Origin of the sequence: Nisaea acidiphila (assembly GCF_024662015.1) — a bacterium.
Taxonomy (GTDB): domain Bacteria; phylum Pseudomonadota; class Alphaproteobacteria; order Thalassobaculales; family Thalassobaculaceae; genus Nisaea; species Nisaea acidiphila.
Window position 1 is genome coordinate 1,521,729 of record NZ_CP102480.1, and the last position, 10,944, is coordinate 1,532,672.

11 protein-coding genes are annotated in these 10,944 nt (G+C 64.5%); 2 read left to right on the forward strand and 9 right to left on the reverse strand.

Annotated elements, in window-relative coordinates; translation table 11 throughout:
- Positions 1 to 3: 3 nt before the first annotated feature.
- Positions 4 to 1,821, forward strand: coding sequence for a tetratricopeptide repeat protein (locus NUH88_RS06995; RefSeq protein WP_257770922.1), 1,818 nt, complete (start codon positions 4 to 6; stop codon positions 1,819 to 1,821).
- 3 nt (positions 1,822 to 1,824) lie between these two features.
- Complete coding sequence (locus tag NUH88_RS07000; protein ID WP_257770924.1) at positions 1,825 to 3,555, forward strand: tetratricopeptide repeat protein; 1,731 nt, start codon at positions 1,825 to 1,827, stop codon at positions 3,553 to 3,555.
- A gap of 1 nt (position 3,556) precedes the next feature.
- Here NUH88_RS07000 and NUH88_RS07005 read toward each other — a convergent pair whose 3' ends face one another.
- The 9 genes from NUH88_RS07005 to NUH88_RS07045 form a co-directional block, all read right to left on the reverse strand.
- Positions 3,557 to 4,492 carry a DMT family transporter gene (locus NUH88_RS07005; RefSeq protein ID WP_257770926.1) on the reverse strand — a complete coding sequence of 312 codons (936 nt, stop codon included), beginning with the start codon at positions 4,490 to 4,492 and terminating at the stop codon, positions 3,557 to 3,559.
- A gap of 85 nt (positions 4,493 to 4,577) precedes the next feature.
- On the reverse strand, positions 4,578 to 5,099 hold the full coding sequence (locus tag NUH88_RS07010) for a GNAT family N-acetyltransferase (RefSeq protein ID WP_257770928.1): 522 nt from the start codon (positions 5,097 to 5,099) through the stop codon (positions 4,578 to 4,580).
- Positions 5,089 to 5,832 (reverse strand): ABC transporter permease, encoded by a 744-nt coding sequence (locus tag NUH88_RS07015; RefSeq protein ID WP_257770930.1) that lies wholly within the window; start codon positions 5,830 to 5,832, stop codon positions 5,089 to 5,091. Before NUH88_RS07015 ends, NUH88_RS07010 begins: the two co-directional genes overlap by 11 nt.
- 3 nt (positions 5,833 to 5,835) lie before the next feature.
- Positions 5,836 to 6,549 (reverse strand): ABC transporter permease, encoded by a 714-nt coding sequence (locus NUH88_RS07020; RefSeq protein WP_257770932.1) that lies wholly within the window; start codon positions 6,547 to 6,549, stop codon positions 5,836 to 5,838.
- Between the two features lie 83 nt (positions 6,550 to 6,632).
- Entirely contained in the window at positions 6,633 to 7,484 is an 852-nt protein-coding gene (locus NUH88_RS07025) for a transporter substrate-binding domain-containing protein (RefSeq protein WP_257770933.1), read from the reverse strand.
- 44 nt (positions 7,485 to 7,528) lie between these two features.
- Entirely contained in the window at positions 7,529 to 8,320 is a 792-nt protein-coding gene (locus NUH88_RS07030) for an ABC transporter ATP-binding protein (RefSeq protein WP_257770934.1), read from the reverse strand.
- 114 nt (positions 8,321 to 8,434) lie between these two features.
- Positions 8,435 to 9,919: a c-type cytochrome biogenesis protein CcmI gene (gene ccmI, locus NUH88_RS07035; RefSeq protein WP_257770935.1), complete on the reverse strand. Its 1,485-nt coding sequence runs from the start codon at positions 9,917 to 9,919 to the stop codon at positions 8,435 to 8,437.
- A complete protein-coding gene (locus NUH88_RS07040) occupies positions 9,919 to 10,398 on the reverse strand; it encodes a cytochrome c-type biogenesis protein (protein WP_257770937.1) in 480 nt (159 codons plus the stop codon). Before NUH88_RS07040 ends, ccmI begins: the two co-directional genes overlap by 1 nt.
- The gene (locus NUH88_RS07045) at positions 10,398 to 10,943 is read right to left on the reverse strand and encodes a DsbE family thiol:disulfide interchange protein (protein ID WP_257770939.1); all 546 of its coding nucleotides are present in this window, start codon (positions 10,941 to 10,943) and stop codon (positions 10,398 to 10,400) included. The genes NUH88_RS07040 and NUH88_RS07045 overlap by 1 nt, the downstream gene beginning before the upstream one ends.
- Position 10,944: the final 1 nt, after the last annotated feature.

The window sequence follows — 10,944 nt, forward strand, 5'->3', positions numbered from 1 at the left end:
CCGATGCAGCATTCTGATATACCGGCGGCACTTAATGCGGCTCTGACGCATCACCAGCAAGGACACCTTCGGGAGGCGGCCGCGCTTTATCAGGCGATCCTGCAGATCGCACCACAACACGCCGATACACTGCACCTGTTCGGCGTATTGATGCATCAGAGCGGACAGGACGGGACAGCGAAACATCTGATAGGCACGGCGATCGAGATCGACCCCAAACGCGTGGAGTATCACGGCAACCTGGGCCGGGTGCTCCATTCGGCGGGAGAAACCGCCGATGCCGAGAAAGCCTATCGTGATGCCCTGGCGCTCGACCCTGAATTCGTCGACGGACTCTCCAACCTCGGCGGCCTGCTGCTCGAGAAGAGCGAGGTGGAGGACGCGCTCGCACTTCTGCACAAAGCCGTCGAACTTGCGCCGGAGCACGGCAATGCCGTCATGAATCTCGGTAACGCGCTGCGCGCCGATGGCGCCATGGCGGCGGCAGAGGCGGCGCATCAACGGGCAGCCGCATTGCTCCCCGATTCCGAACGCGCGCATCTCAACCTGGCAACCACGCTGCTGGATCTGAACAAGCTGGAAGCGGCGGATCGCGCCCTGAAACGTAGTCTGCTTCTCGCTCCAGCGCTGGTCGAGAGTCTCAACAACCTCGCTTATCTCCAGATCAACTTCCCTGATTTCGTCACCGCCCGGCGCTGGTTCGAACGTGCCATTGCGGTCGAGCCTCTCTATGCCGCGCCACGTTCAGGCATCGCGGAATGCGCCTATTACCAGCTCGATATGGAAACCTGCCTGGAGCATTCTCGGATTGCAGTGGAGCTCGCACCGCACGACCCGCAAATACGCTCTCGCCATGCTTTGCGCCTCCTCGCGACCGGGCGCCTTGGCGAGGGCTGGGACGAGCGGGAATGGCGCCTGAAACGTGCCGACAGGGTTCGCCGGATCGGCTTGCCTCCGCTCTGGGAGGGAGAAGATCTGAAAGGCCGCCGGATCCTCGTCTGCGCCGAGGAAGGTGTCGGCGACGAGATCCTCTATGCCGGCTTGGTAAGCGAGCTGCTAGCTGACGGCGCCAGTGTGGTGCTGGAGTGCGATGAACGTCTGGTACCGGTTTTCAGGCGCAGCTTCCCATCGGTGCTGGTACATCCCTATGCCCGAGCCGGAGACAGGTTTAAGCCGGTGCAGCACTACGAGTGGCTGCCGAAGGACAGCCCGGTAGATTTTGCAATCGACGGCGGGAGCTTGCCGAAGTTCTTACGCCGCACCCTCGCCGATTTCGATCGACAGCAGCCTTACCTGAGTCCCGACCCGGTCCGTACAGCCCGCCTCGCCGAACGGCTCGCCGCCTTGCCGCAAGGACCCCGGGTGGGATTTGCCTGGCGTTCTAAAAACACGGGAGCCTATCGGAACATCCACTACACCGAACTACCGGCCTGGCGACGGATGCTGACCGATCCGGACCTTCAGATCATCTCGATGCAATACGGCCGGGGCTGGCAGGCGGAGATCGACAATGCACGCGCCACGTTCGGCGCTCGGATCACCGTGCTCGACGACCTGGATCTCACCGACGATTTCGACGACATCCTGGCCCTTGCGAGTGCCGTCGACGTCGCCGTCTGCCCGAGCAGCACGCTCGGCTGGGTTGGCGGCGCGCTCGGCAAACCGACCTTCGTCTTTCACCCCGTGCCGCTTTTTGTCCGCTACGGCACAGATGGTTTTCCCGGCTTTCCGAGCATGCGCAGCTTCCCGAAGACGGTCGATGGGCCTTGGAGCGGCCCGGTTGACGCGATCCACGCCGCGCTGCGCGCGTTCGGGACTTAAACCATGTCCGCAACCGTGCTCTCTCTGGACCAGGCCTTTGCTCTGCACCGGCGCGGCGATCACGCCGCAGCAGCCGCCGCCTATCGCGTCCTGCTCGGCCCCGAGCCGGAGAATGCGGCGCTCTGGGAATATCTCGGCATCGCCAGTGCCGAGCTGAAACACAGGGACCGCGATACGCTCCTCGCCCTCGGCCGGTCGCTGATCCTGGCACCGAGCGGCGCCTCGGCGCTGTTCAACTATGCCGCATATTTCGTCCGGACCTCCTCCGATCCGCTGGCACTCAAATGGTTCCGGCGCACGACCGCTGCCGCCCCCGGCAAGGCCGAGCATTGGATGCAGCGTGCCAACACCGCGATCCGCCTCGGCCGCAACAGCGAGGCAATGGCGGCGCACAGCCGGGCGACCCGTCTCGATCCGCATGATCCGCACAAATGGGAACAGCGCGCCACGCTGCTCCGGCGCGCGGCCCGGCGCGAAGCGGCTGACCGGGTGACCCGCGAGGGACTTGCTCTCAATCCCGGCGCCGCCAATCTCTGGGCGGCCCGCTCGGCAGTGTTTTTCGAACTCGATGTGATCGACGAGGCGCGGGAGGCCGGAATGCGGTCGATTGCGGCCGACCCCACGAACCCGGACGGCCTCGCGAACCATGCGCAGGCACTCTACCGGGCCGGCGACGTGCCGGGCGCGATCCAGCGCGCAACGGACGCCCTGAGGCGGGCTCCGGACAATCCTGTGGTTGCCTTCAATCTCGGTCTCTACATGCTCACCGCCGGCCATATGACCCAGGGATGGCGCCTTTACGACGCGCGTCTCGTCCCGACAGTCGCGCTCCGCCGGGGATTGCCGGCGACAATCTGGAAGCCCGGCGGACCGGGGCGCAATCTGATCGTTCCGGCCGAGCAGGGGCTCGGCGACGAGGTGCTGTTTTCCAGCTGCTTTCCGGAGCTGGAAAAACGCCTGGAAGACGGCGCCCTGGCTTCTGTTACCGTGGAAGCAACGGATCGTCTGCTCCCGCTGATGCGGCGCTCTTTCCCTGATTTCCATTTCTTCGAGCGGATCCGCAAACCGGAGAACCGGCTCGATCCCGCCAATTACAGCACCATTGTCCGCGAGACGGGCGCGGATTGCAGCGTCATGGCGGGCTCCCTTCCGGGTCTCTTCCGGCCGTCGCTGGACGCCATGCCGGAGACGGCCGGTTATCTGGTGCCGGACCCCGAACAGGTGGCGCGCTGGCGGACGAGGCTCGCCGAGATAGGGCCCGGCCCCTATCTCGGCCTGTCCTGGCGCTCACGCGCCGGGCGCGATCTCGGCGCGATCTATTATCCCGGCGCCGGGAATCTTTCAGACCTTCTCTCGATCCCCGGTCTCAGCTTCGTGACCCTGCAATATGACGAGGACGAAGCGGAACTGCAGGCGATCGAGCGCGAGAACGACGTCGAGATCACCCGGCCAGAGGGCCTCGATCTCACCAACGATCTCGATGGGGTCTCCGCCTTGATCGCCGCACTGGATGCCGTGGTCTCGCCGCAGAATCTCGTCCTCAGTCTGACCGGGGCACTTGGCGTGCGCGGATACACCATGCCCCACACAGTGAACTGGGTATCTCTGGGAACCGACAGCATGCCGTTCTATCCGTCGATCCGGCTCGACCGCAGGCGCGACGAGGAAGGCGCCGATTGGGGACCGGTCATGGCCCGGCTCGCAGGGTGGCTGAAACGGGATCTCGCGCTCTGATCTAACGCGGCGCAGCCGCCTCCGCGGCAACGCCCGGCGCACGGGTCCGCTTTGCCTCGCGATAGGTGATGTAGAGCCCGCTGGAAACAATGATCCCGGCGCCGAGCCAAGTCATGGCGTCCGGCAAGGTGCCGAAGATCAGATAGGTCAACAAAGTCGCCATCAGGAGCTGGCCGTAATTGAACGGCGAGAGCAGCGAGGCCTCGCCGAGCCGGAAGGCCTTGATGACGAAGAAATGCCCGAGCCCGCCGAGAAAGCCGACCAGTGCGAAAAGTCCGTAATCGAGCGCATTGTCCGGCAGCTTGTAGTCGAACGGCAGCACGAAGCTCGGGATCAGAGCGCCGATCAACGCGATATAGGTGATCGAGGTCTCCGCCGAATCGCTGCTCGCGTATTTCCGCGTCAGCACCTGGTAGACCGCGTAGAAGAAGGCGGTCCCGAGCACGCAGAGCATGGCCCAATGGCTCTCCGCCCCGCCCGGCCGGATGATAATCAGCGCCCCGCCGAAGCCGACGAGCACCGCGACCCAGCGACGCCATCCGACCTTCTCGCCGAGGAACGGGACGGCGAGCGCGGTGACGATGATCGGCGAAGTGAAATTGATCGAACTCGCGACCGGCACCTCGATATGCCGCACAGCGAGGAAAAAGAGGCAGGTGCAGACGAACATCAGCAGCGAGCGAAAAATATGGACGCCCGGCTTCTGCGCCCGGAGCAGCGAGAGGCCGCGCCCGGGCAGGAAGATCGCCAGCGCGAAGAGCAGATGGCCGACATAGCGGGCCCAGACGATCTGCGTCGTCGAGTAATCGGCGGAAAGATAACGCACGAGCACATTCATGCAGGGCAGCACGGTGATCGCGGCGAGCATGAAAAGGACGGCGGTGGCGAAAGGCCTGGCGAGCGGCGCAGGAGCCGCCGCAGCTTGGTCGGATATCATGGCCCCAAGCCTAGGCGCGGCAGGGGCGGCGGGCAAATTCCAATGCGTCAGCACAGTGCCCCTCAAAGGTGCACGAGTTCGCGCCTCAGCCTTTGAAGGTCGCCGGGGTCACTGTCAGATACATGGCATTGAGCGCGGTATCCGGATGCCGCCCCTTCTCCCGAAAGCCGACCCGCTTCAGCGCGATGATCGCCGGCCAGTTGTCCGGATGCGGGCAGACGACGATGCGGTCGATCTCGGGATCCCGGAACACTTGTGCGACGAGCGCCCGCAACATGCGCTGGCCGATCTTCTTGTTCACCATGTCGGTCTCGCCGATCAGGAAGTCGATCGTGCGGGTTTTCCGGGTCACGTCGGAGACGGAGGTCCAGCGCGGGTCGCCAAAGGCCTCGTAAACGTGGGCACAGCCGATCGGGCGTCCGTCGATCTCCGCGACGAAGAGGGCGGTCTCGGTATCCTGCAGCGCCGCTTCCAACGCTTCTGCCGCGAGCGAGAAGACGCGGTGCGACCAGCGCGCGACATGCGGCGCGACGAGCCAGCGCCGGATCGCCCCCTCGTCGGCGATCCCGGCCGGCCTGAGAACGATCTCTTCGCCGCTATCGGACATCGGCGCCGAGAGCCGCCACAGTCGTCAGGTCCTTGCCTTTGGCGGTCCGGGCAGCACGGCGATCAGGATTGAGCCTGAATTCGACATAGGCGACGGCACGGGTCACCACGAAGACCAGCGTCAGGTAGAAAACCGCGGCAATCAGGAAGATCTCAAGCGGCTTGTAGGTTTGGGAGATCATCTTCCGCGCGATACCGGTCATCTCCAGCAACGTAATCGTACTCGCGAGCGAAGTGGATTTGATCATCAGGATGATCTCGTTGCCGTAGGCCGGCAGGGCCTGACGGATCGCCTGCGGGAAGACAATGCGCCTGAACCGCATCAGTGCGTTCATGCCGCAGGCCTTGGCCGCTTCGATCTGGCCGAACGGCACCGAGAGGATGCCGCCGCGGATGATCTCGCTGGTATAGGCGCCGGTATTGAGAGTCAGGGCCAGGATCGCGCACCACCAAGCCTCACGCAGTACGGGCCAGAGGAAGCTCTCGCGTACCGCTTCGAACTGGCCGGTCCCGTAATAGATAAGGAATATCTGGACCAGCAGCGGCGTGCCGCGGAAGACGTAGACGAAACCATATGCGAGCGCTGAAATCGGTCTGAAGGACGAAAGCCGCAGCAATGCGATGCCAACGGCAAGGAAGAAACCGAGGAAAAGCGAAATTCCCGCAAGCGCCATCGTCACCGGGAGGCCGTCGAGGATTTTCGGGAAGGCTTCCGCCATCAGATTGAAATCCATCGCTCAGGCCCTCCGGACGCCGCGGTTGGCCCAGATCTCGGCGAGGCCGAAGCCTTTGTTCGAGAATGCCGTCAGGACGAGATAAAGAATCCCCGCCGTCAGATAGAAGGTGAAAGGCTTCTGGGTCGATCCGCTGGCAACGGAGGCCTGCCGCATGATCTCGACGAGGCCGACGACGGAAATCAGGGAGGTGTCCTTCAGGGTCAGCTGCCAGACATTGCCGAGACCGGGCAGCGCATAGCGCGCGACCTGCGGAACCATGATCCGGCGAAACAGAAGGAAGCGGCTCATACCGCATGCTTTCGCCGCCTCGATCTGCCCTTTCGGGACGGAAAGCACGGCGCCGCGGATCACTTCCGTCGCGTAGGCGCCGGAGATCGTACCGAGCGCGATCGTGCCGATGGCGAAGGCATCCAGTTCGATATATTCGTCATAGCCGAACACGCGGGCCACGGCCATGACCGCCATGCTGCCGCCGAAGAACAGCAGGTAGATGATCAGCAGGTCGGGTACGCCGCGTATCAGGGTCGTGTAGGTCTCGCCGATGAAGCGCACGAGGATGTAGCGCGAGAGCTTGAGCGCGGCGCCGAACATGCCGATCACGATGCCAAGCAGGAAGGCGGCGCAGGCGACGGCGAGCGTCATCAGCATGCCGCGGACCATCTCGTCGCCCCAGCCGTCGTCGCCCCATTGCAGAAGCTGCATCCATTCAGGCATTCATTGCGCCTTTCCGGCTCTTCTTCTCAACGACACGGCCGCCCCGGAAGGCGGCCGTGCGTGTTTTCAGGTTTCCCGGACGATCAGTCCTTCGGCGTGCCGTCGAAGCCGAACCACTTGGTGGAGAGCTTCGAGATCGTGCCGTCGGCGATGGCCGCGTCGATGGCCACGGTGAACATGTCGGCCAGTTCCTGGTCGTCCTGGCGGATACCCGCGCCGACGCCGTTGCCGAACGGACCGCCGTCCATCTTCGGACCGGTCAGTTTCATGTTCTCGCCCTTTTCGCCTTCCAGCAGCGGCACCCAGTAGGAGAGCGAGGCCAGCGCGGCGTCGATCCGGCCGGCGGCCAGGTCGAGATCGAGGTTTTCCTGAGTGTCGTAGGTCTTCACGGTCACCGTGCCGGCCATGTATTCGTTCAGGAAGTTCTCGTGCGTGGTGGAGATCTGCACGCCGACGGTCTTGCCGTTGAGCGCAGCCTTCATCTTGTCGAGAGCGGCCATTTCGCCGCCATCGACATCAGCAAGCGAAATGGTCGGCAGACCGGCATCGAAGCTCGCCAGCGGGCTGGATTTCAGCACGACGAGGGAGGCCGGGGAGCCCATGTAGTTGCGCGAGAAGGTGATGACTTCCTTGCGCTTGTCGGTGATCGACATGCCGGCCATGATGGCGTCGAACTTGCCCGCCTGCAGCGCCGGGATGATGCCTTCCCAGGCGGTCTGCAGCAGCTCGCACTGCACCTTCATGCGCTCGCAGAGATCGGCATAAAGGTCGACCTCGAAGCCCGCCAGCTTGCCGGAGCTGTCGGTGAAGTTCCACGGCGCGTAGGCGCCCTCGGTCGCGATCCGGACCTTGCTGCCTTCCTTGAAGTCCTTGGCTTCGGCCGCACCGCCGAAGGCGATGGAGGCGAGCGCCAGTGCAGTCAGAAAACGCTTCATGTGTAAGCTCCCGTTTGGTTCCCTGTCGGTTGTTGAAGCGGCCGCTACCGGTTCCGTTTGACGAACTGGCGGCACCGTTCCGATCGCGGGTCGTCGAACACCTGTTCGGGCGGTCCCTGTTCTTCCACACGCCCCTCGTGCAGGAAGACAATCTCGTTCGAGACGTCGCGAGCGAAATCGATTTCGTGGGTGACGATGATCATGGTGCGCCCCTCTTCCGCGAGCTGGCGCATCACCAGAAGCACCTCGCCGACGAGTTCCGGGTCGAGCGCGGAGGTCGGCTCGTCGAACAGCATGACCTGCGGCTCCATGGCGAGCGCGCGTGCGATCGCACAGCGCTGCTGCTGGCCGCCGGAAAGATGGCTCGGATACTGGTCCCGCTTGTCGGCGATCCCGACTTTCTGGAGAAGCGCCTCGGCGCGCGCGACGGCTTCCTCGCGCGGCACTTTCAGGACATGGACCGGCCCCTCGATCACATTCTCAAGAACCGTCATGTGGGTCCAGAGGTTGAAGTTCTGGAACACCATGGAGAGCCGCGAGCGGATCCGGTCGACCTGACGCATGTCCGCAGGCTGCTGCGTGCCGTTCGGTCCGGGCTTCATGGCGATGGTCTCGCCGTTGACCGAAACGATTCCCTTGTCGGGAATCTCGAGCAGATTGATGCAGCGCAAAAAGGTGCTCTTGCCCGAACCGGAAGAGCCGATCATGGAGATCACGTCACCTTGGCGGGCCTCCAGAGAGACCCCCTTGAGCACTTCAAGGCCGGCAAAGCTCTTGTGCAGATCCTTGACGACCAACGCAGCCGACGCGGAGTCCGGCGCGTGCGCTACAGCCATGTTATCGCAATCCTAACGGTGACAGTCAGGCGCAGCATAATGGCCATTCCAGAACCGGCAAGATTAATGTCACGAAATCGACATCAATTTCGACGGCACCGGATTCCTCTTCGCCTACCCCCCGAGCGCCTTGATCCGCTGCTCAAGCATGCCGCGCGCCGGTGCGTTCGGTCCCATTTTTTCCAGCAGGGCCGACCACAAGCGCTTCGCGGTTGCAGCATCGCCTTCGTGGGCGGCGACGAGGCCGCCGTAGAACAGGCCGTCCGGGCTGTCCGGCGCAATCTTGCGGATATGACCGACCAGTTCGACGAACGCGCCGGTGATGCCGCTTTCCGGGGTTCCCGGCGGGAACAGAGCCCGGGCATAGTTCAGCTGGAGCTGCAGATCCTCCGGCGCCAGCCGGGCCGCGTTCGCGTGCGCCTTCAGCGCGTCCTCGCTCCGGCCAAGCACGTCATAGGCACGGGCGAGACGGGTCCAACCCTCAAGATCGTCGGGTTCCTCCTCAAGCCTGCCCGCCAGCCGCTCGACCATGGACTGGATCATCGCCGAACGATCCTCCGCGCTCATATCCTGCGCCGCCTCGACATCCTCTCGGGTCGGTCCCGGCGCGGAGGCGGTCGGCGCACGCGCCGCGTCCATCGGCGCCGGCCGCGGATTTTTCTCGGCCTCGGCCGCGCGCAGGGCCGCGACGTCGATCCCGGCTTCCGTGCCGACATCGTCGATCCGCTGGGTGACCAGTGCTTCCCACGGCGCGCCGGGCGGGGTATCCGCCTCCAGCGCGATCCACCATTTCAGCGCCCCGACCAGATCCGCCGCCTGGCTGCGGGCCAAGCCGAGATAATAGCGAGAACGCGGCTCCTCCGGCTGAGCAAGGTTGACCGCGCGGAAATCATCGACCGCACCGGGCGGAACCATGCCATCGGCCGCCAGGACCAGCGCCTCTCCCCGGGCCGCGCGGAGCTGCAGATTGTCGGGAACGAGCTCGATCGCCTTGCCATAGGCCGAGACCGCATCCCGATACCGCTCGGTGACCATGTAGGAGCGCCCGAGCAGTGCCCAGCCATCCGCATCCTGCGGGTTGGCCTTCAGCTTCTCCTCAAGACCGCTGACCATGTCGGAGACGCCGGGCTGCGCGGCGGCGGATTGCGGCGCGGCGGCCGGCTGCGCGCTCCGGGCCAGCGGCGCGGTACCCGCGCCGTCCGTCCGCAACGCGAGCGGCCGGTCCGGCATGCCGGGACGGCCGACGGAGACATAGCTCAACAGAGCTCCGGCCGGCAGAAAGAAGATCACCAGGACCGCGGCGGCAAGACGGCGTTTGCGGATGGCGGCCGCCGAACCGACAGCACTTTCCTCGTCCCCGGAAGCCGCCGCCAGCATGCGGCGCTGCACTTCGATCTTCGCCGCCTCGAAATCCTCGTTTGCGAGCCGTCCGGCCTCGAGATCGCGTTCCAGTTCCTTCAGCTGGTCGCGATACACCGCGAGGGCCTCATCGGACTCTGGTCCGCTCTCACTCTCATCGGCGCTGGCCGAAAGAACCGGCCAGAGCAGCAGCAGAATGGTACCGAATGTCAGAACTCCGGCGACAACCCAAAATACCATCAGGCTTTCCCGTCCTGCTCTTCGAGAAGGGCTTCAACACGCCGCTTTTCCTCGTCGCTCAACGGCGCCGGGGCGACACTTGCGGTATCGCTACCGCGACGGCGCAGCAGAAAGATGGCAACGCCGATCGCTCCGAGCAGGCCCACCGCGAGCGGCCCGTACCAGAGCACATAGGTCGACATCTTCACCGGCGGCTTCAGCAGCACGAAATCGCCATAACGCTCGACCAGGAACTCCTTGATCTCGGCATCGTCGTCACCGGCCACGATACGCTCGCGCAGCAGCACGCGCAGATCGCGCGCCAGCCCCGCATTGCTGTCGTCGATCGACTGATTCTGGCACACGAGGCAGCGGATTTCCTTGCTGAGTTCCCGTGCGCGCGCTTCCTGAGCCGGATCCTCCAGCATCTCCGAGGGATTCACGGCCAGGGCGGGAAGCGCCAACCCGCAAAGAAAGAGAGCGAGAACAAGATTGCGCATCATCCCTCTCCCCTTCGCAACTGCTCGACCATCGGCAGGATCGTGTCCTTCAGCGCCTTCCCGGTCAGCGGACCCACATGGCGGTAGCGGATATGGCCGCCGGCATCGACGACATAGGTCTCCGGCACGCCATAGACTCCCCAGTCGATCGCCGCGCGGCCGTCGGCATCGACGCCGATGCGTCCGAACGGATCGCCGAGCTCGCGCAGCCAGCCGATCGCGGCATCGGGCCGGTCCTTGTAATTGATCCCCACCAGCGGAACGGCGCCCTCCGCGGAGAGGCGCATCAGGATCGGATGCTCGGCCCGGCAGGGACCGCACCAGGAGGCGAAGAAATTCACCAGTTTGACCCCGCCCTTGAGATCCGCGGGCGCGACGCCGGGCTTGCTTTGCAGCAGCGCCGGCAGGTCATGCCCCGGGGCCGGTTTGTCGATCATTACGGACGGCAGGATGCGCGGGTCCTTCTTGGTCAGGATCGGCACGGTGAAATATCCGGCGATCACCGCGAAGATCAGCAGCGGCAGCAGATAGAGCAATCGGGACATG